This is a genomic window from Streptomyces sp. NRRL S-118 (assembly GCF_000716335.1).
Lineage (GTDB): Bacteria > Actinomycetota > Actinomycetes > Streptomycetales > Streptomycetaceae > Streptomyces.
Genome location: NZ_KL591003.1, coordinates 300,257 through 320,170, shown reverse-complemented (window position 1 = coordinate 320,170; position 19,914 = coordinate 300,257). Strand labels below are relative to the sequence as shown.

Genomic DNA, 19,914 nt, shown 5'->3' with positions numbered 1-19,914 from the left:
GGCGACGTCACGGCCGCCGCCGTCGCCGCCGCCGCGCGCGCCGGGGACCCGATCGCCATCGCGTCCTTCGAGCGCGCCGCCCAGGCCCTCGCGGCCGGGATCGCCGCCACCGCGACGCTCATCGAGGTGCGGATCGCCGTCATCGGCGGGGGAGTGGCGGGCGCGGGTGAGGTGCTGTTCGCCCCGCTGCGCCGCGCCCTGCGCGACTACGCCACCCTCTCGTTCGTCCGCCGTCTGACGGTGGCCCCGGCGCTCACCGGCACCGACGCGGGCCTCCTCGGCGCGGCCGCGGCGGCCTCGCCCCGCAGGCTGCCCGGCGGGGTGACGGCGCCCGCGCCCCTCAGCGGCTGAAACCGTGCAGGGCGCCCGCGAGGCGTGGGCCCAGGCGGCGCTTCAGTCTGCGCAGCGGCTCCAGCCGCCCGGCGGCCCGGTCGATCCGGTAGTACAGCTGCGGCGGGACGTACGGCAGCAGCGGGGAGTGCCGCTGGCCCAGCAGCGCGAACATCTCCGCGGGCGGCAGGTCCACGTACCGCGGGAGGTTCTCGTACCACTGGGCGCTGTAGCGGGCCGCGCTCTGCACGGGGAGGAGCGCCGACCTGCGTTCGCGTTCGTAGCGGACGAGCGCGGGCCGCAGCGCCGGACTGCCGCGCAGCGCCCCTGCCAGGGCCATGGCGTCCTCCAGGGCCAGTGTGGTGCCCGCGCCGATGGAGTAGTGCGTGGTGTGGGCGGCATCGCCCATCAGCACGACGTTGTCGCGGTGCCAGGTGCGGTTGGTGACGGTGCGGAAGGCGAGCCACTGCGCGCTGCCGTCGGTCTCTCCCCGCCCGAGCAGCCGGTGTCCGTCCAGCGTGCCGGCGAAGAGCTCCTCCAGCAGGGCGAGGCCCTCCGCCTCGCCGGCCCGGTCCAGTCCGAGGCCCCGCCAGGTGGCGGGCGAGCACTCGACGACGCAGGTGCTGCGGTTCTCCCCGTACCCGTAGGCGTAACACCAGATCCAGCCGTGCGCGGTCTCGGTGAAGGCGAAGGTGAAGGTGTCGAAGACCTTGGTCGTGCCGAGCCAGATGTACATGTTCCGGCCGGCCGTCACCTCGGTGCCGAAGTGGTCGGTGTGGCGGTCCCGCAGTGCGCTGTGCACCCCGTCGGCGGCGACGACGAGGTCGGCGTCCGCCACCTGCTCCACGGAGGTGACCGGGTGGCCGAACTCCAGCCGTACACCGAGCTCCGCCGCTCGCGCGGCGAGGACGTCGAGGAGGCGGCGGCGGGCGATGCCGAAGCCCTCGTCGCCGTGGTGGACGGTCGTCCCGCCGCGGATGTGCGCGGCGCCGCCGCTCCAGCGGACCGAGTTCTCCCCGATGGCACGGGCCGATTCCGGGTCGTGGGCACGCAGTGCGTCCAGCAGGCCGGCCCAGTAGGTCACGCCCCAGCCGTACGTCGATCCGGCGGCGTTGCGCTCGTGGACGGTGATGTCGTGGGAGGGGTCCTGCCGTTTCATGAGGAGGGAGAAGTAGAGGCCGGCGGGCCCTCCGCCGACGCAGGCGATCTTCACGCGGGCTCCCGTCGATGACAGTGTGCTGACCGATTGAATACGGAGCGTAACATCGCGAACCCGGTGCAGTTGCGTTTCGTCGGCTGTGGCGAGGGTCCTCCCGGTCCGGCCGCAGCCCGGAAGGCGGCCCTCGCCGCCCGGCGTTCAGCGTCGTGCCGCAGGCGCCGCGGGGCCGGGCGACACGGGGGCCTCCGTACCGTCACGCACAGGCAGTCGCAGGGCGCACAGGGCCCCGGCCGCGGCGACGGCCGCCAGGCCCGTCAGCGTGCCGCCGACCGCGGAGGCGAACGCCCCGACGGCTTCCGCACCGGTCCCGCCCGCGCCGGTCCCGCCCGCGCCGGGCGCGCGGCCTCCGGCCGTACCGGGTGCGGCGAGGGTCAGGAGCATGGTCGCCGCGGCGATGCCCAGCGCCGGGCCGGTGTTCATGGCCGTCTGCTGAAGTCCCCCGGCCACACCGGCGTGCCGGGCGGGCACCCGGCGTACGAGAACGGTCGTGGCGGTGACCATCACCGTGCCGAAGCCGGCGCCCATCAGCAGGAAACCGCCACCGACCGTCCACGACGCCGCACCGGGCGCGGTGAGCCGCGACAGCAGCAGGACGCCGAGTGCCAGTACCGCCATGGCCGTCGCCGTCGTCCTGCGCGGTCCGTGCCGCCGCATCAGGGCCGGGACGGCGGTGGCACTCGCCACCATCGCCACCGCCAGGGGAAGGGCCGTCAGGCTGCCGCGCAGCGGGTCCATGGCCTGGATCTCCTGGAGGACGTACGTACCGACGAACAGCGCACCGAACATCGCGGCCGACGCGGCCAGCAGTACGGACAGCGCGGCGGTGACGGTCCGGGAGCCGGTCACCTCCGGCGGCAGCAGCGGGTTCGCCGCGCGCCGCTCGTGCCGGACGAACGCGGCGCCGCACACCCCGGCGGCCACGAGCCACGGTGCGGTCGCCGGGAGTCCCACCAGCGCATGGACGAGACATCCCAGAGCGGCGGCGAGGAGGCACGCCCCCGGCAGGTCCAGCCCGGAGCCGAGGCCACCCCGGGCGCCGCCGCCCGTGGAACCCGGCCAGCCCCGCGAGCCGGCAATCCGGGATCGGTCGGCCTCCCGGGATCGGTCGCTGTCCCGGTATCGGCCGGCGGCGTTACGAAGGCGGTCGGCATCCCGAACCGGGCCGGCCTCCCTGTACCGGCCGGCGCCTTGGGCCCGGTCGGCCCCCGCGCCGCCGGGCCCGCCCCCGAGGGGCTCCTGGGTCACGTACCGCTCGCGTACGGCCAGTGCCGCCGCGCCGACGACGACGGCGGGCAGCACGCTCAGGAAGAAGACCGCCCGCCAGCCGAAGTGTGTGGTCAGCGCCCCGCCGACCACCGGCCCCACGGCCGCCGCCGCCCCGATCGCGGCGGTCCGCAACGCGAGGGGCCTGCTGATGAGGCCGGGCGGGTAGGCGGCGCACAGCATCCCGAGCGTGGCCGGTTGCAGCAGCGCGCCGCACGCCCCCTGGACGACGCGCAGCCCGATCACCCACGAGATGCCCGGGGCCAGGCCGATGGCCGCCGAGGCCGCGCCGAAGCCGAGGATGCCCACGGCGAAGACGCGCCGATGGCCGTACCGGTCGCCGAGCCGCCCGGCGAAGACCAGCAGGCTCGCCACGGCGATGAGGTACCCGGTACTGGTCCACTGGGTCTCGGCGAACGAGGCGTGCAGGTCGCGCTGGAGGGTCGGCTGAGCGACGGTCAGCACCGTTCCGTCCAGCGCGACCACGGAGGCTCCGGTGATGCTGCCCGTGAGGGTCAGCAGCCGGAGGCGCCGTGCCTTCACCGGTTCCCCGCTTCCCGCGACCCTCGTGACTCGTGCGGTTCGTGCGACTTCTGTGACTTCTGCGAGCCCCGGGAGCCCGCGTCCCGCACCGGCTGCGTCGGTCCCTCCGGTCCCAGATGCGCGTCCAGCGCGGCGCGCAGCAGCGGCTCGACGTCCTCGCACCCCGTGGCGAGCGGGAGGCTGCCCCATCGCCACAGTTGCGCGATGCCGTGGAGGTTCGCCCACAGCGCGCCCGCGACCACCGCCGGCGCCGGGTCGGCTCCGGGGCGGGCGCGGGCGACCAGGTCCACGAGGACACCGAAGAGCGGCAGGCTGCTCTCGCGCAGGCCCAGCTCGTTGCTCTCCAGCAGGTCGTGGCGGAACATCAGCTCGAACATGCCGCGGTTGGCCTGCGCGAACTCCAGGTAGACGCGCCCCAGCGCCATGAGCTGGTCCCGGGGGGCCGCGGTGCCGTCACCGACCGCCCCGCCGGCCTGTGCCGCCAGGTCGGCGAAGCCCTCACGCGCAATGGCCGACAGCAGCGCGAGGTGGGTCGGGAAGTAGCGGCGCGGCGCGCCGTGGGACACCCCGGCCCGGCGTGCGATCTCCCGCAGCGTCAGGGGGGCGAGGCCCTCCTCGGTCACCAACTCGACGCCGGTCCGGACCAGTCGGGACCGCAGCCCCGGTTCCTGTTCACTCATGGACACTGTCTACCAGAGGGAGTAGACACTGTCTACGCGCCCTCCTGTCCGGGCGCGGGTTTCCATGGCAGGGTGGTGCGGGCAAAGCCACTGGGGGCTACGGAGGAGGGGGACCCGTGATCATCTGGATCAACGGTGCGTTCAGCGCCGGCAAGACCAGCGCCGCGCGCGAACTGATCGATCTGATCCCTGACAGCACCTTGTACGACCCCGAGATCGTCGGAGGCGCACTGCGGTACCTGCTGCCGCAGAAGCGGCTCGCCGAGGTGACCGACTACCAGGACCTGCCCATGTGGCGGCGGATGGTCGTCGACACCGCGGCCGCGATGCTGGCCGAGGTGGGAGGGGTGCTCGTGGTGCCCATGACCCTGCTGCGCCAGGAGTACCGCGACGAGATCTTCGGCGGACTGGCCGCACGCCGCATCTCCGTACACCATGTCGTACTCACGCCGGATGAAACGATCCTGCGCGGGCGTATCGCCGGCCGTGAGGAGTACGACGCCGACCCGGACGGCAACGAGCGTGTCCGCCAGTGGGCGTACGACCACATCGAGCCCTACCGCGCCGCGCTCGACGGCTGGCTGGCCACCGACGCGTACGCCGTCGACAACAGCCGTCTCACCCCGCACGAGACCGCCGGTGCCATCGCCCGGGCGGTGCGCGAGGGCGCGGTCGACGCGTGCGAGATCGTGCAGACACCGGAACCGACCGGCGAGACGCTCGCGGCCGGGGTGCTGCTCTTCGACGAACAGGACCGCGTCCTGCTCGTCGACCCCACCTACAAGCCCGGCTGGGAGTTCCCCGGCGGGGTCGTCGAGCCCGGTGAGCCGCCGGCCCGCGCCGGTATGCGGGAGGTCGCCGAGGAAATAGGCCTCGAGCTGGAAAGCGTGCCCCGACTGCTGCTGGTCGACTGGGAGCCGCCCCGCCCGCCCGGCTACGGCGGCCTGCGCCTCCTCTTCGACGGCGGCCGCCTCACCCGCGCCCAGGCCGACGGCGTCCTGCTGCCCGGTGCCGAATTGCGCGGCTGGCGCTTCGTCACCGAGGAGGAGGCCTCCGGCATGCTCCCCCCGAACCGCTACGAACGGCTGCGCTGGGCCCTGCGCGCCCGCGAACGCGGAACCGTGCTCAACCTGGAGGCGGGCGTCCCGGTCGGCACCGCGTGAGGCGTGGAGCCCGGCGCCCATGTCCGCCCCGCCGGTGCCCACCGTAAGCCTCGCCGGTGCCCACCGTCAGCCCCGCCGGGGCGCGACATCGGGCACCGGCCGGGGCGGGGAAGCGCGGCGCCGACGGGGTCCCGGAAGGGCGTGGCGTCGGCCGGGACCGGTGCGAGTGGGTGTCGGCCGGGACCGGTGCGAGTGGGTGTCGGCCGGGACCGGTGCGAGTGGGTGTCGGCCGGGACCGGTGCGAGTGGGTGTCGGCCGGGGGCCGGGGTTCTGGTGCCGGGTGGGGCTGGCCGGGAGCGGGAGCGGGAGTGTCGGGGTGGGCTGGCCCTGGCCCCCAGGGTTCCGGCTCCGCTTACGCGACCGGCTCGGCGGCGTCCCGGTCGGCCGCCGCCTTCAGTGTCGCCGCCGCGTCGGTCGTGAGGGGGTCGCCGTGACCGAAGCAGACCACCTCCGGCGCGAGCGCGGCCAAGCGCCGCATCGACGCCTGTGCCTCGACCCGGTCCACGTGGAAGACGCCCAGCCCCACGTGCCCCACCGATGCCACGGTGTCGCCCGTGAACAGCACTCCGTGGCGCGGCAGATGCACGGCGATCGACCCGTCGGTATGGCCCGGCGTGTGCACCACCCGCGCCCCGTCGCCGAAGCCCAGCTCCTCCCCGTCCACCGGCTCGCGGTCCACCCGGGTCGGCGGCGCCTCCGGCACGGTCAGCCCGTGCTCGTACAGCGGCACCTCCCAGTCCAGCAGCGCGGGCTCCGGGACCGGCGCCTCGCCCCGGATCACCGGCGCGTCCGACGGGTGGGCCAGCACCTCGGCGCCGTACCGCTCGGCCAGCTCCGCGGCCGCGCCCACATGATCGCGGTGGCAGTGTGTGAGGACGATGCGCCGCAGGCCCGCCGGCCGGAGCCCGGCACGCCGTACCGCCGCTTCGACGGGCGCGGCCGATCCCGCCCAGCCGGCGTCGATCAGCGTCAGGTCGTCGTCCGCGTCCCGCCACAGATACGCCTGGCCGATGGCGAAGCGGAGCATGTGGAGCCGGGGCGTCACCTGAATGAGGTCGAGGTCCATGCGGCGACCGTACGCACCGGCGCCCGGCCGACGCCTCCTTCTTAGCCACGAGCAGAGCGGAGCCCGGCGGTGTGTACGGGCCCGGTCATGGCACCGGGTCCGCCCGACGTCCCGCCGGGACGACTCGACTCGGCTCAGCCGTGCTGCGCGCGGGCGTAGTTCAGCAGGAAGTGCGCCTCCGCGACGGACATCCGCTCCAGTTCCTGCGGCGAGACGCTCTCGTTGACGGCGTGGATCCGTGCCTCCGGCTCACTCAGGCCGATCAGCAGGATCTCCGCCTCCGGGTACAACGATGCCAGCGTGTTGCACAGCGGGATCGAGCCGCCCATGCCCGCGGTCTGCATCTCCTGACCCGGGTACGCGATGCGCAGCGCCTCGGCCATCGACGTGTACGCCGGGCTCGTGACGTCCGCCTGGAACGGCTGGCCCTGCCCCACCTGCTCCACGGTCACCCGTGCGCCCCACGGCGTGTGCGCCTCCAGGTGCGCCGTCAGCAGTTTCGTCGCCTCCGCGGCGTCCTGGCCCGGCGGCACCCGCAGACTGATCTGGGCGCGCGCGGTGGACTGCACCGACGGCGTCGCTCCCACCACCGGAGGGCAGTCGATGCCGATGACCGTGACGGCCGGGCGGGCCCACAGCCGGTCGGCGATCGTGCCGCCACCGATGAGCTCCACCCCGTCCAGGACCTTCGCGTCCCTGCGGAAGTCCTCCTCCGGGTACTGGAGGCCCTGCCACCGGCCGTCCGCCTCCAGCCCGTCCACGGACGTCGACCCGTCCTCGGCCCGCAGCGAGTCCAGGACCCGGATGAGCGCCGCCAGCGCGTCCGGTGCGGCCCCGCCGAAGAGCCCCGAGTGCAGGTTGCCCGCCAGCGTGTCCACCTGGACCCGCAGCATCGTCATCCCGCGCAGCGACGCCGTCACGGTCGGCAGCCCGACCCTGAAGTTCCCGGCGTCACCGATCACGATCGTGTCGGCGGCCAGCAGCTCCGGGTGCTGCTCCGCGTACCGCTCCAGACCGCCCGTGCCCTGCTCCTCGGAGCCCTCGGCGATCACCTTGACGCCCACCGGTATGCCGCCGTTCGCCTTGAGGGCGCGCAGCGCGAGCAGGTGCATGATGAAGCCGCCCTTGCAGTCGGCTGCGCCCCGCCCGTACCAGCGGCCGTCCTCGCGCTCGGTCAGCTCGAACGGCGGGGTGTCCCAGCCCGCCAGGTCCAGCGGCGGCTGCACGTCGTAGTGCGCGTACAGCAGGACGGTCGGCGCCCCCTGCGGGCCGGGCAGGTAGCCGTACACCGCCTGCGAACCGTCCGGTGTGTCCAGTACGGCGACGTCCTGGAAGTCCTCCGCGCACAGGGCGTCCGCCACCCAGGCCGCGGCGGCCCGGCACTCGCTCGGCGGGAACTGCTCCGCGTCCGCCACCGACCGGAACGCCACGAGCTCCGCGAGCTCCTCCTTCGCCCGAGGCATCAGGGATGCGACGGTCTCGGCGATCTGCGCGGCGATCGGGTGGCCGGCGGTGGCGGACATGGGCACGCTCCTCGTGGGTGCGACGTTGTGACTGACGGGGTGACCGTTCTTGTACGGCGAACGCAGGTCCGATCCTCCCACAGGGGCGGGGCGCGCCCGAGCCGTAGGATGCGGTCGAGATCATCGGGTCACGAGGTCGGACCGGTGGGAACGCGGGACCAGTTCGGGACGGGAGCAGAAGCACATCGTGAGCAGCGAGAACGCAGACGCCGGTAACGAGTACGAGGCGCCGGTATGGGATGTCGTCGTGGTCGGCGCCGGACCGGCCGGAGCCTCCGCGGCCTACGCGGCGGCCGTCGCGGGCCGCCGGGTGCTCCTGCTCGAGAAGGCCGAGCTGCCCCGTTACAAGACGTGCGGCGGCGGAATCATCGGGCCGTCGCGCGACGCGCTGCCGCCCGGCTTCGAACTGCCGCTGCTGGACCGGGTGCATGCCGTCACGTTCTCGCTGAACGGCCGTTTCCCCCGCACACGGCGCTCCAAGCGCATGCTCTTCGGGCTCATCAACCGGCCGGAGTTCGACGCCGGCCTGGTGGAGCAGGCGCAGAAGGCGGGCGCCGAGCTGCGGAGCGGGGTGACGGTGGCGCGCGTCGAGCAGCACGGCTCCGCGGTGCCGGACCGGCGCACGGTCGCGGTCGTCCTGGCCGACGGGGAGGTCGTGCTCGCGCGGGCGGTCGTCGGTGCGGACGGCAGCGCCAGCCGCATAGGGGCACACGTGGGCGTCAAGCTCGACCAGGTCGACCTCGGCCTGGAGGCGGAGATCCCCGTGCCGTCGACGGTCGCGGAGGACTGGGCAGGGCGGGTGCTCATCGACTGGGGCCCGATGCCGGGCAGTTACGGGTGGGTGTTCCCGAAGGGGGACACCCTGACCGTCGGAGTCATCTCGGCGCGCGGCGAGGGTGCCGCGACCAAGCGGTACCTGGAGGACTTCATCGCGCGGCTCGGACTCGCGGGTTTCGAGCCGGCCATCTCGTCGGGGCACCTGACCCGGTGCCGAACCGATGACTCGCCGCTGTCCCGCGGGCGGGTCCTGGTCTGCGGGGACGCGGCGGGGCTGCTGGAGCCGTGGACGCGCGAGGGCATCTCGTACGCCCTGCGCTCCGGCCGGCTGGCGGGCGAGTGGGCGGTGCGGATCGCCGAGGCACCCGACGCCGTGGACGCGCGGCGCCAGGCGCTGAACTACGCCTTCGCCATCAAGTCCGGGCTGGGGGTGGAGATGGCGGTCGGGCGGCGGATGCTCACGCTGTTCGAGCGGCGGCCCGGCCTGCTGCACGCGGTTCTCACCGGCTTCAGGCCCGCGTGGCACGCGTTCGCGGACATCACGCGCGGCGTGACCACGCTGGCGGGGCTCATCAGCTCGCACGGCATGGCCAGGCGGGCGCTGGAGGCGCTGGACCGGCGCGGCCCCGGGCGCGCGGGCTGACCTGCCGGCCGGCTTGTCGTCGGCCCGGGACCCTGTGGGTGTGGGCGTGGGCAGGGCGCGGGCGTGCGCGTGGGAATGGCCGACCGGTCGGGCACGCGGCCGAAGGTTGGGTGCCGGGTGGCTGTCGGGTGGGTGCCGGGTGGCGGTCGGTGGGTGTCGGACGGCTCAGGCGGCCCGGGCGGTTCGGGCGTTGGTCTTACGGATCAGCCGAGGGTGATCCGGAAGACGGGATGCTTGGGCGCGATGGCGCGCAGCTCCGGGTCCGACGCGTCCGGCCCCACGCCGCCGAAGAACACGCCGACCTCCGCCTTCCAGCGCTTGAGGTAGGCGCGCAGCAGGGCGGGCTTGTCCTCGTCCGGGACTTCCTGCGCCGTGAACGCCTGAACGCGCTTCCCGAGGTGCAGCTCGCCCCCGCCCGCCGCACGCATGTTGTGCGTCCATTGGACGTGGCCGCGCGGGGCGACGAGGTAATGATTCCCGTCGAGTGTGAGCAGGTTGACGGGCGTACGGCGCCACTCGCCGCTCTTGCGTCCGCGGACGGCGAGGACGCGTGAACCCCAGACGCTGATACCGCGACGGGTCAGCCAGCTGACGATCCGGTTGAGGACGTGGACGGTGAACCAGCCTGGCTTGATGACGTGGTTCGACGGGGACGGCGACGGGGACGGCGATGGCGACGACGGCGTGGGAGGCATGGGTGGGTCCTTTCGCGGGCGGAGGTGGCAGCGGTGGTGGGCGGCGGCGCGGTGGCGTGGAAGGAGTGGCGCGGCGGAGCGTTACGAGAGCACTGCTCTCGCTTGAGAACAGTGTGCACGCGAGCGATGATCCAAAGCAAGAGCGGCGCTCTCCTTTTGGACTGCTGATCTCAGCGCGGATTGCCGCTCCCTCTCTATCGCCGCATCAATCTCCGACCGCCGCGCCGGTCCTGAAGTGCTGCCCTGATCGCCGCTCGCCGCTCTCGTCCGGATCGCTGATCTCGTACCGGAGCACTGCTCACTCGATGGCACACTGACCCCATGACCAGCGTTCAAGGAGCCCGCGCCCGTGCGCGCGTGGAAATCACTGCCGCCATCAAGGACGAGGCGCGCAAGCAGCTCGCCGCCGAAGGGGCCGCCAAACTGTCCCTCCGCGCCGTCGCCCGTGAGCTCGGCATGGTGTCCTCCGCGCTCTACCGCTACTTCCCGAGTCGGGACGACCTCCTGACCGCGCTCATCGTCGACGCGTACGACGCGATCGGCGCCGCCGCCGAGGAAGGACTCGCCGCCGCGGAACCGGACGCCGGCCCGCTCGCCCGCTGGGTGGCCGTCTGCACCGCCGTACGCCGCTGGGCCGTGGCGCACCCCCACGAGTACGCGCTGATCTACGGCTCCCCGGTACCCGGTTACACCGCCCCGAGCGCCACCATCGAGCCGGCGTCCCGGGTCGGGCTCGTGCTCATCTCCGTAGCCCGCGACGCCTACCGTGGCGACGGTGTGGCGCTCCCGCCGCTTGCCGAGGAGCTGCGCCCCGAGGCGCACCGGCTCACCGCCGACATCGCCCCCGGCCTGCCACCGGCACTTGTCGTCGCACTCGTCTCGGCCTGGTCGCAGCTCTTCGGGCTGATCTCCTTCGAGGTGTTCGGCCAGTTCAACCGGGTCGTCGAGGAGCGGGACGTGTTCTTCGGGCACGCGGTCGCCCGCCTCGGGCGGGATGTGGGGCTCATGCGCTGAGCCGGATCCGGACGGCGTCCCCGGCCCATCGTTCAGGCCGGCGGTCTCTTCAGTCGATGGTCTCTTGAGTCGGCTGAGTCGACGGTCTCCAGCGGAAACGGGCTTTGAAGCCGACGGTTCCAGGGCCGATGGTCCCCGGGGGCGACGGTGCCAGGTGCGACGGTCCGGGGGGCGCGGCCCGGACACGCGCCCCCGACCCCGGGCCCGGACACGCGCCCCCGACCCCGGGCCCGGACACGCGCCCCCGACCCCGGGCCCGGACACGCGCCCCCGACCCCGGTCCCGGTCACCAGTACCGGCGGTGGTCGTCGGTCGCACGCTCGGGGTCGGCCTGGGGCGCGCCGGGCCCCGTGCGTCGACGCAACAGGCTGCACGGAATGGTGAAGTCTGCACCCGCGATCGCCGCTCCGCCGCCGCCTGACTCGCGGGGCCGGCCTACGACTCGGGCGTGGCGCGTCGTCCGGGCCGGCCGGGCTGATCCGATGCGCCGGTGAAGCCCCACAGCACCCGGGTCACACGGAGCACGAAGGCCGCACACGCCGTGAGGGCGGCCGCGACCAGCACTCCGCGGGCCGAGGCGCCGTCCAGCCCGAAGACCACCACGGGCGCGCCGAGCAGACAGAAGAGCGCCGCCGCGAGGAACGCGCCGGTCACCAGCGCGTACCCGATCTCGACGGTGACGGCGTCCCGTTGTGCCTGATCTCGTGTGCCCATGCACCGCAGTGTCGCCGCCCGCGCGGCCGGCGGGCAAGGAAATCGCCCGTCGGCCGCGCGGCGGCGTATCGCGCAACCGGTGCGTCAGTCCCGTACGGCGACGGTTTCGACCTGCTGTCCGTGGAGCGCGTCCGGCTCCCGGTGGTCGTGCCGCTCGTGCGCGTCCCCGGCAGCGGCGGGGGACTTCGCCACCACCACCGACGGCTGCCCGGCACGGCGCCGGCGCAGACCGGTCAGGGTGATCAGCAGGCCGGCGAGCGCGATGGCGGTCACCACGGTCAGGCCGGGCCGGAAGCTGTCCAGCACTTCCTGCTTGGAGCCGCCCTCGGCGCCGCCCGCGGTGATGACGGCGGTCACCACGGCGAGGAAGAGGGCGCCGCCCACCTGGACCGAGGTGTTCAGCAGCCCCGACACCATGCCCTGCTCGTGGTCGTCGACGCCGCTCGTGGCCTGGATGTTGAGCGAGGGGAAGGTCAGCGCGCAGGCCGCGCCCAGCAGCAGCATCGACGGCAGGATGACGGCGGCGTACCGCGGCGTCAGGTCCACCTGGAGGAAGATCGCGTACGCGACGACGAGGAGCGCGAAGCCGGTCGCGATCACGCGGGGCGTGCCGAACCGGTCCACCACGTCACCGATCTTGGTGGAGGAGAGCGCCACCAGTACGCCGGCCGGGAGGAACGCGAGCGCCGTCTGCAGGGCGCTCCAGCCGAGCAGCGACTGCATGTACTGCGTCACGATGAACTGGAAGGCGACGTACGAGCCGAAGAAGGCGGCGGCGCCCAGCTGCGCCCGCAGCTGTGTGCCGGAGCGGAGCACGCCGAGCCGCAGCAGCGGGCTCGCGGTGCGGCGCTCGACGGTCACGAAGACAGCGAGCAGGACGGCGGAGGCCAGGAACGACAGCAGGGTGCGGGCCGAGGACCAGCCTGCCTCGGGCGCCTCGACCACCGTGAAGACCAGGAGCAGCATCGCCGCCGTACCCGTGACGGCGCCCGGCAGGTCGTAGCCGCCGCGGGCGTCGTCGCGCGGGCTGCGCGGGATGAGCTTGATGCCGACGGCCAGGGCTATCAGCGCGACCGGCGCGGGCAGCAGCATGGTCCAGCGCCAGCTCAGTTCGGTCAGGAGGCCGGACAGCACCAGCCCCATGGAGAAGCCGGTCGCGGCGCAGGTGGTGTAGATCGACAGGGCCCGGTTGCGCTGCGGACCCTCCTTGAACGTGGTGGTGATGATCGACAGGCCGGCCGGCGCGGTGAACGCGGCACTCAGGCCCTTGATGAAGCGGCTGGCGATCAGCAGCGGGCCGGAGTCGACGAGACCGCCCAGCAGCGAGGCGAGTGCGAAGACGGCAAGGGCTATGAGGAAGACGCGGCGGCGGCCGAGCAGGTCGGCGGCGCGGCCGCCGAGCAGCAGCAGGCCGCCGTAGCCGAGGATGTAGCCGCTGACGATCCACTGCAGGGTGGCGGTGGACAGGCCGAGGTCGGCCCCGATGGACGGCAGGGCGACACCGACCATCGAGACGTCGAGGGCGTCGAGGAACATCGCGGCGCACAGCACCAGCAGGGTGCCCCACAGCTGCGGGCTCCAGCGCTCCTGCGGCGCGGGGGAGGGAACGGTGAGCGGAGAAGTCATGAGCAGGAGACTACATGCACATGCATTGAATGCAAGTGCATTTAATTCCGATGCAACGAAGGGCGTCGTCTCTGCTAACTTGGGGTCATGGCAGCGATGAAGTCCGAGCGTGCGCTCGTGGAGCAGTGGCACGACGTGCGCGCGCTGCACGCCCGTACGACGTCCGAACTCGACCGCGAGCTGCACCCCTACGGACTCGGCGCCAGCGACTTCGAGGTCCTCGACGTGCTCGCCGAAGGGTCCCCGCAGGACGGCGGCTGCTCCTATCGCGTCCAGGAACTCGCGTCCCGGGTGCACCTCAGCCAGAGCGCCCTGTCCCGGCTCGTGGCCCGCCTGGAGAAGGACGGCCTCGTCACGCGCGGCATGTGCAGCGAGGACCGGCGCGGTGTGCGGGTGGCGCTGACGGAGCAGGGCCGCGCCCGGCACGCCGAGGTGCGGCCCCTCCAGCGTGCCGTGCTGAGCCGGGTGCTGGCGGACGGAGCCCGGTCCGCGACGAGCTCTACGATCAGTTGACGGCGGAGGTCTCGCGCCAGAGGCGGGCCAGCCGCTCGTCGCCCGTCACGGTCACCGTCCCGGCCGGAAGCCGGTTCCACAGCGTCAGGTAGAGCTGCTCGGCAGTTCCGTGGAGTTCGCAGTCCGCCGCTCCGTCGCCGCCGCGCGTCGCGCGCGGCGGCCCCGCCGACAGCCGGACGGTCCACACGTCACCCGTGTCGGTCGCCCGTACGCGCAGTACACCCGGCTCCTGCGTACGCACCCGGCTCTTCTCGCGGGCGTGGAAGCCGCGGAGCAGCTCGTCGATCCCGTCCGCGGCAACCTCCGCGGGAACCTCCGCGTCCACGCGCGCACTCACGGCACCGGGGGCCGCCGTCCCGAGCGCGGACTGGGCGTCCACGCGGTGGATGGTGGTCTCGTGTGCCTGGCGCCGGGCCCAGAAGGCGCGCGGCGACGGCGCGGGCATGAAGGTCCAGCACTCCAGGGTGTCGGGCGCCTCGGTCAGCGCCGCGACCAGCAGCCGGTGCCCTTCCCGGAACCACTCCAGCAGTGCGTCGCCGTCCAGGTCGGGCTCCCCGCCGTCGGGGTGGTACGAGGTGTGCCCCTCCACCACGAAGGCGCGGGCCCAGCGGTGCACCATGCCGGTGTGCCGCAGCAGGTCCCGCACCTGCCAGCCGGGACAGGTGGGTACCGGCGCGCCGGGGCCGGCCTTCTCGGCGGCATCGGCCAGCAACTCGCCTTCGCGCGCGAGGGACTTGATGTGAGCGGTGATCTCCATGCCGGGATTCTGGCAGCGACCGCCGGCTTTCCGCCCGCGCATTTCGGCATGCGGCCCCGACGCGCTGCCCCGCCCGTCCGGACCGCGTCCCCCCGACCGTGTCCCCTGACCGTTCGTCGGGACCGCGTGCCCGGATCGCTCACCGGGCTCGGCCGCCCGGACCGCGTCCCCGTGCCCCCGGACGCTCGTCGGGACCGCGTGCCCGGGCCCGCACGCGCGAAGCGCACCCGGACCGCGGGCTGCCGTCACCGTACGGTCGAGGCGTTCCGGGCCGCGTACCCGATCACCGCCGCGCCGCCCGCGAGCACCGCCACCGTCGTCAGGGCGACCGGCAGCGAGAACCAGTCCGCCAGGAAGCCGATCGCGGGCGGCCCGAGCAGCATCCCGCCGTAGCCGAGCGTGGACGCGGCGGCCACCCCGCCGGGACCGGCCAGGGCCCCGGCGCGCGCCACCGCCACCGGGAAGATGTTCGCCAGGCCGAGCCCCGTCACGGCGAACCCGGCCAGCGCGAGCCACACCGTCGGCGCGAGCGCGCCCAGCAGCATGCCCACGGCCGCCGTCGCACCGCCCGCCACCAGGGTCCTGGTCTGTCCGAGCCGCTGCAGCAGCGCCGTACCGGACAGTCGTCCGGCCGTCATCGCGAGCGCGAAGAGCGAGTAGCCGGCCGCTGCCGCACCCGGATGGGCGGCGAGGTCCTGCTCCAGATGGAGAGCGCCCCAGTCGGCCATCGCACCCTCCCCGTACGCCGTGCAGAGCGCGATCACGCCGAACACCGCGACCGCGCCGCGCGCCCGCCGGTCGAGGCGCCGCCCCCCGGGCGCCTTCTCGGCGGGCAGCGCCTCCGGCGGCGCGGGGCACGGGTGGCGCAGCAGTACGGGACCGGCCACCGCGGTCAGCATGAGGCCGGCGACCGTGAGGCCGAGCAGGTGAGCGGTGGGGGACAGGCCGCCGGCGACCAGCGCGCCGAGTCCGGCGCCGAACATGCCACCGAGGCTGAAGGCCGCGTGGAAGCTCGGCATCACCGGGCGGCGCAACGCGGCGACGAGATCGACGGCGGCGCTGTTCATCGCCACGTTGATGCCGCCGTACGCGGTGCCGAACACCAGCAGGACCAGACCGAGCGTGAGTGCCGAATGGGTGAGCGGCGGGAGCGCGATGCTCAGGGAGAGCAGCACCGCCGCGGCGACGGTGACCGGATGGCTGCCGAAGCGGCGGCACAACCGGCCGGTGAGCGTCATGGTCACGACGGCGCCGGCCGACACGCCGAGCAGGGCGAGCCCGAGGTCGCTCGGGGAGGAACCGGTCTGCTCCTTGATGGCCGGGATGCGTACCACCCAGCCGGCGAAGAGGAAGCCGTCGAGCGCGAAGAACAAGGTCAGGGCGGTGCGGAGGCGGGACAGGGAGCGTGCGGCGGGGTCTCCGCCGGGTGTCCCCGGAACGGCCGTCCGTAGTTTGTTTAGTAGCGGCACAAACTCAGGATAGGGGTCAGCCCCAGCCGCGTACAACCACCGGTCCCGGCCCCTGCCCCGTTCCCCTCCCGGGCAGGGCCGTCCGGATCGGGCTCACCGCACCGCCCTGACCATCGCACCAAGTAGGAACGTCGTGGACCGATACGAACCGATGCGAAGCGTCGCGGACCGATTCGGACCGGTGTGAATCCTCGGGGACCGATACGAAGCGGGGCGGCCCGGTCGGCCATTCGCCGGCTCGGGCCGCCCCTGCACTCGTGGCGTGTGCCCCGAGGACTCAGGGGCGGCGTTCCCGCGTCAGGGGCGCTGCATGTTGCCCTTCGGCTTTCCGCTCTGGTCCGGCGTGCCGTGCGGCGGCGGGCTCATGGGCTGGGGCGAGGTCGCGGGGGTGACGGGCGAGCCGCCGCGGGCCTGGCCGGCCTGCTCCGGACGCCACGCCGCCGGGTCGCCGCCGGACGGGGTGGCTCCCTGGTCCAGCTGGTGCTTCCGGGCCGTGAGGACCTGGACGACCATCGGGCGGTCGGCGTGCTCGTGCTCGTAGTGCAGCAGCTGCGTCAGGTCCTCGGCGCTCAGTGCGCGGATACGGTGCTCCAGCGTTCCGACGGACAGCTGGTCGTAATCGGGCAGCGGAAGTTCGCCGCGGTCGGCGGTGCTCATCCGGATCCTCCCTGGGTCTCGTTGACTGTCTCGCGGACGTCGTCGACGACGTGCCGGTCCAGCGCGGCGCGCACGAGCGCCGCCGCCAGCGCGGGCAGCTCCTTCCTCCCGACCAGGCCCGCCAGTTCCTCGCGGTCCGTCGGTAGGCCCAGCCGCTCCGCCCCGTCGAGCGTCCTGTCGTCCAGGTACGGCGCCAGCTCCGGCCATACGCCCTGCGCTTCCCGCAGGAAGATGTCCGCGCCGGCGGGCCCGATGCCCGGCACCTCCTGCAGCAGCGCGCGCAGGCGCTCAGGGTCGCCGCCGGACTTCTCGTGCATCCGGCGCAGATCGCCGCCGTACGCGTCGAGGACCAGCTCGGCGGCCCGGCCCAACTGGGTGGCCGTGCGCTCGTCGTACCGCCGGTAGCCGCCCTTGCCGAGTGCGTCCACGCGCTGCTGCCAGTCGGCGTCGCTCATGTGCCGTGCGTCCCGCATCCCGGCGGCGAACAGGGCGCGCGCCGCCGCGACCGCGGTGTCCGCGCGGATGCGGGCACTCAGCAGATGGGCCAGGACCAGCAACTCGTACAGCGGCTGCGGGGTGTCCTTGAGCCGGATCCCGGCCTCCTCCGCGTACGTGCGCCCCTGCCCGTCGAGCAGGGCCCGCACCGTCGCCTTGGTGTCGGACCGTGACATGGAACCTCCCGCACCTTGCATCAGCCACCCGCAGTACCCGTCCACGACCACCCGAAACAGCAGCCCCGTCGAGCCGGGCCGCGAGCAGCCCCGTCGAACCGCGCCGCACGTCCGCCGCGAGTCGCGCCGCGAGAAGGGTCGCGCGTCCGCCGCGAGTCGCGCCCCGAGAAAGGCGGGGGAGGGCGCGAAAAGGGCCGCCGGCGGGGCCCCAGGACTGGACAGGACGGGCAGGACCGTCCGCATGCTGGATCATGGGAGACTCGCCCCCATGAACGGCAAGGCGACCATGACCCGATCACGGCTGGACCGGGGCCGCAGCGCGCTCGGCCCCGCGCTGGAGCTGGTGCACACCGGGCGCGCGCCCACGCGTGCCGTGCTCACGGCCGAGCTCGGCGTCACCCGTGCCACCGCCGGCGCCGTCGCCGCGGAGCTGGAGGCGCTCGGGCTCATCCGGGTCGACTCCCGGCCCGGTGCCGCCGCCGGTTCCCAGGGCCGTCCCTCGCACCGGCTCACCGTGGACGAGAACGGCCCCGTCGCCCTCGCCGCCCAGGTGCACGCCGACGGCTTCCGCGCCGCCCTCGTGGGCCTCGGCGGGCGCATCGTCGCCACCGCGCCCGGCTGCGTGACCGTCACCGCCGACCCCGCCCAGGTGCTCGCGGCCGTCGTCGAGGCGGGCGCCGGGCTGCTGCGCGAGAGCGGGCGCCGCTGCGTGGGCGCCGGCCTCGCCGTGCCGTCCGCGGTCGCCGAGCCGGACGGCACGGCCCTCAACCCGCTGCACGTCGCCTGGCCCGCAGGGGCCCCGGTCCGGGACATCTTCGCGGAGCAGGTGCGCAAGGCGGGCATCGAGGGGCCGGCCTTCACCGGCAACGACGTCAACCTGGCCGCCCTGGCCGAGCACCGGCACGGCGCCGGCCGTGGGGCGCAGCACCTGCTGTGCGTCGCCACCGGACACCGGGGCGTGGGCGGGGCCCTGGTCCTCGACGGGCGCCTGCACACCGGAAGCTCGGGCCTCGCCCTCGAAGTCGGGCACCTCACGGTCAACCCCGAAGGCCGTCCCTGCTACTGCGGCAGCCGCGGCTGCCTCGACGTCGAGGCCGACCCGCTCGCCTTTCTCACCGCCGCAGGGCGCGAGCCCGGCCCCGAGGTTTCGCTCCTGCAGCAGGCCCGGGACCTGCTCCGGACGGAGGGCGACGACCCGGCCGTACGGGCCGCCACGGAGGAGCTCGTCGACCGGCTCGGCCTGGGCCTGGCGGGCCTGGTCAACATCCTCAACCCGGACCGGATCATCCTCGGCGGCCTGCACCGTGAACTCCTGGCCGCCGATCCCGAGCGGCTGCGTGCGGTGGTCGCCGACCGCAGCCTGTGGGGGCGCAGCGGCGGCGTGCCGATCCTGGGCTGCACCCTGGACCACAACAGTCTCGCCGGTGCTGCCGAACTGGCCTGGCAGCCGGTTCTCGACGACCCGCTCGCCGCGCTGGGCCGTCCCCCGGCCCCGCTGGACGCCTCCTAGCGCGCCCGGACCCCGCCGGGCGCCGCCGCCGGCGCGGACGTCGAACCCCCGCACGCTCGCCGGCCCGGCGAGCAGGGCAGCCGGCCGCACGGCCGGCGGCCGGGTGTGACCGCCGGTGCCGCCGTGCTGCCGCCCCGCCCTCCCGGGGCACCATGACGCACTCCGCAACCGCGTACCCACCGCGTGCCGCCCAGCCCGTACCGCCGCACCCGTACGGCGTGGTCCGTACCGTCGCCCGGTCAGCCCGCCACGGCGGACCGGGCGGCCGCGGGCCGCTCGAGGACGGTGTCGACCGGTTCGAAAGGAACCGGCTCCGTGAACGGACCGCCGGTGGCGGCCCCGTACACGGGGAGGGCCGGGATCGCGATCGGCGTGGCCGAAGGCGCCGGAAGGGTGAACCACACGACCTTCCCCGCATCGCCCTGCGGGCGTGCGCCCCAGCTCTCGCTGAACGCCTCTATCAACGCCAGTCCGCGCCCCGAAGTGGCGAGCGCGTCGGAGGCGTTGGCCTTGGGTACCGGGAGGCGGGGGTCGTGGTCGTGGACCGAGACCGTCAGCCGGTCGAGGAGCAGTTCGAGCTCGACGGTGCAGACCTTGTCCGGCTCGGCGTGCTGGTGAACGTTGGTCAGCAGCTCGGTGACACCGAGTGCGGCTTTCTCGATCAGACTGTCGAGGTTCCAGTAGCGCAATTGCGCCGACACGATTCTGCGGACCTGACCGATCCGCGACGGCAGGGCTTGGAGCTCTACCGTGCACTGCCTGCTTGCCTGGCTGATCACGGCTGCGACTCCCCGAAATAGGTCCGGAAGAAGACGGAGATCGGATCCAGTGGATGGCTGGCTGTTGGTCCGGCGGGCTGGATCGCAGCGTCACCGCCGGTGCACCCTGAGTAGTGATGTCAAACCAGCGTGGCCCAAGGGTGACCGCCGCGCAACTCGCGGCCACTGACTGCACCTCGGCCCCTGCCGTCGCGCCCACCGCACGGGATCCGGCTCCTGCGCCGCTCCCGCCCGCCGTCGCGCTTGTCGCCCTCGTCGCACTCGTACACGGGCTCGCACTCGTACACGGGCTCGCACTCGTA

Annotated in this window: 19 protein-coding genes and 1 pseudogene; 6 read left to right on the top strand and 14 right to left on the bottom strand. The window is 73.9% G+C overall.

Annotation, left to right across the window (positions count from 1 at the left end; genetic code table 11):
* A partial coding sequence (locus IH00_RS43910; RefSeq protein ID WP_039946534.1) for an ROK family protein occupies positions 1 to 351 on the top strand: 351 nt, incomplete at its 5' end.
* Here the strand turns inward: IH00_RS43910 and IH00_RS0108130 are convergent.
* From IH00_RS0108130 to IH00_RS0108115, 3 genes and pseudogenes are all read right to left on the bottom strand, one after another.
* Positions 341 to 1,543: an FAD-dependent monooxygenase gene (locus tag IH00_RS0108130; protein ID WP_031071125.1), complete on the bottom strand. Its 1,203-nt coding sequence runs from the start codon at positions 1,541 to 1,543 to the stop codon at positions 341 to 343. The genes IH00_RS43910 and IH00_RS0108130 overlap by 11 nt on opposite strands.
* A 144-nt stretch (positions 1,544 to 1,687) precedes the next feature.
* Entirely contained in the window at positions 1,688 to 3,355 is a 1,668-nt protein-coding gene (locus tag IH00_RS39990) for an MFS transporter (RefSeq protein WP_039946532.1), read from the bottom strand.
* Between the two features lie 104 nt (positions 3,356 to 3,459).
* Positions 3,460 to 4,035, bottom strand: a pseudogene (locus tag IH00_RS0108115) (TetR/AcrR family transcriptional regulator); the annotation flags it as partial.
* 116 nt (positions 4,036 to 4,151) lie between these two features.
* On the opposite strand from IH00_RS0108115, the gene IH00_RS0108110 reads away from it, so the two are divergent.
* A complete protein-coding gene (locus tag IH00_RS0108110) occupies positions 4,152 to 5,198 on the top strand; it encodes an NUDIX hydrolase (RefSeq protein ID WP_031071121.1) in 1,047 nt (348 codons plus the stop codon).
* Positions 5,199 to 5,550: 352 nt separating this feature from the next.
* Here the strand turns inward: IH00_RS0108110 and IH00_RS0108105 are convergent, their stop codons facing one another.
* Positions 5,551 to 6,264 carry an MBL fold metallo-hydrolase gene (locus IH00_RS0108105; protein ID WP_039946531.1) on the bottom strand — a complete coding sequence of 238 codons (714 nt, stop codon included), beginning with the start codon at positions 6,262 to 6,264 and terminating at the stop codon, positions 5,551 to 5,553.
* A 134-nt stretch (positions 6,265 to 6,398) separates the two neighbouring features.
* Positions 6,399 to 7,787: a dipeptidase gene (locus IH00_RS0108100; RefSeq protein WP_052411267.1), complete on the bottom strand. Its 1,389-nt coding sequence runs from the start codon at positions 7,785 to 7,787 to the stop codon at positions 6,399 to 6,401.
* 187 nt (positions 7,788 to 7,974) lie between these two features.
* Here IH00_RS0108100 and IH00_RS0108095 point away from each other — a divergent pair, with 187 nt between their 5' ends.
* Positions 7,975 to 9,207, top strand: coding sequence for a geranylgeranyl reductase family protein (locus IH00_RS0108095; RefSeq protein WP_031071118.1), 1,233 nt, complete (start codon positions 7,975 to 7,977; stop codon positions 9,205 to 9,207).
* Positions 9,208 to 9,410: 203 nt separating this feature from the next.
* Here IH00_RS0108095 and IH00_RS0108090 read toward each other — a convergent pair whose 3' ends face one another.
* A complete protein-coding gene (locus tag IH00_RS0108090) occupies positions 9,411 to 9,902 on the bottom strand; it encodes a nitroreductase family deazaflavin-dependent oxidoreductase (RefSeq protein ID WP_052411266.1) in 492 nt (163 codons plus the stop codon).
* Positions 9,903 to 10,223: 321 nt separating this feature from the next.
* Between IH00_RS0108090 and IH00_RS0108085 the strand changes: the two genes are divergently transcribed.
* Positions 10,224 to 10,916: a TetR/AcrR family transcriptional regulator gene (locus IH00_RS0108085; protein ID WP_031071116.1), complete on the top strand. Its 693-nt coding sequence runs from the start codon at positions 10,224 to 10,226 to the stop codon at positions 10,914 to 10,916.
* A gap of 435 nt (positions 10,917 to 11,351) precedes the next feature.
* Here the strand turns inward: IH00_RS0108085 and IH00_RS0108080 are convergent, their stop codons facing one another.
* On the bottom strand, positions 11,352 to 11,630 hold the full coding sequence (locus IH00_RS0108080; protein ID WP_031071115.1) for a DUF6332 family protein: 279 nt from the start codon (positions 11,628 to 11,630) through the stop codon (positions 11,352 to 11,354).
* 84 nt (positions 11,631 to 11,714) lie between these two features.
* Positions 11,715 to 13,256 (bottom strand): MFS transporter, encoded by a 1,542-nt coding sequence (locus IH00_RS0108075; RefSeq protein ID WP_052411265.1) that lies wholly within the window; start codon positions 13,254 to 13,256, stop codon positions 11,715 to 11,717.
* A gap of 87 nt (positions 13,257 to 13,343) precedes the next feature.
* Between IH00_RS0108075 and IH00_RS0108070 the strand changes: the two genes are divergently transcribed.
* The gene (locus tag IH00_RS0108070; RefSeq protein WP_031071112.1) at positions 13,344 to 13,769 is read left to right on the top strand and encodes a MarR family winged helix-turn-helix transcriptional regulator; all 426 of its coding nucleotides are present in this window, start codon (positions 13,344 to 13,346) and stop codon (positions 13,767 to 13,769) included.
* On the opposite strand, the gene IH00_RS0108065 is transcribed toward IH00_RS0108070, so the two are convergent.
* From IH00_RS0108065 to IH00_RS0108050, 4 genes are all read right to left on the bottom strand, one after another.
* Positions 13,762 to 14,526 carry a maleylpyruvate isomerase family mycothiol-dependent enzyme gene (locus IH00_RS0108065; RefSeq protein WP_031071110.1) on the bottom strand — a complete coding sequence of 255 codons (765 nt, stop codon included), beginning with the start codon at positions 14,524 to 14,526 and terminating at the stop codon, positions 13,762 to 13,764. The genes IH00_RS0108070 and IH00_RS0108065 overlap by 8 nt on opposite strands.
* A gap of 245 nt (positions 14,527 to 14,771) precedes the next feature.
* A complete protein-coding gene (locus tag IH00_RS0108060; protein ID WP_031071108.1) occupies positions 14,772 to 15,995 on the bottom strand; it encodes an MFS transporter in 1,224 nt (407 codons plus the stop codon).
* 297 nt (positions 15,996 to 16,292) lie between these two features.
* Entirely contained in the window at positions 16,293 to 16,652 is a 360-nt protein-coding gene (locus tag IH00_RS0108055; RefSeq protein ID WP_031071106.1) for a DUF8129 domain-containing protein, read from the bottom strand.
* Positions 16,649 to 17,323, bottom strand: a complete 675-nt coding sequence (locus IH00_RS0108050) for an HhH-GDP family DNA glycosylase (RefSeq protein ID WP_031071104.1) — start codon at positions 17,321 to 17,323, stop codon at positions 16,649 to 16,651. The genes IH00_RS0108055 and IH00_RS0108050 overlap by 4 nt, the downstream gene beginning before the upstream one ends.
* Positions 17,324 to 17,591: 268 nt before the next feature.
* Between IH00_RS0108050 and IH00_RS0108045 the strand changes: the two genes are divergently transcribed.
* Positions 17,592 to 18,833: an ROK family protein gene (locus tag IH00_RS0108045; protein ID WP_031071101.1), complete on the top strand. Its 1,242-nt coding sequence runs from the start codon at positions 17,592 to 17,594 to the stop codon at positions 18,831 to 18,833.
* A 239-nt stretch (positions 18,834 to 19,072) separates the two neighbouring features.
* On the opposite strand, the gene IH00_RS0108040 is transcribed toward IH00_RS0108045, so the two are convergent.
* Entirely contained in the window at positions 19,073 to 19,612 is a 540-nt protein-coding gene (locus tag IH00_RS0108040) for an ATP-binding protein (RefSeq protein ID WP_031071099.1), read from the bottom strand.
* Between the two features lie 119 nt (positions 19,613 to 19,731).
* The coding region (locus IH00_RS43905; RefSeq protein WP_234334798.1) for a hypothetical protein at positions 19,732 to 19,914 on the bottom strand (183 nt) is incomplete at its 5' end.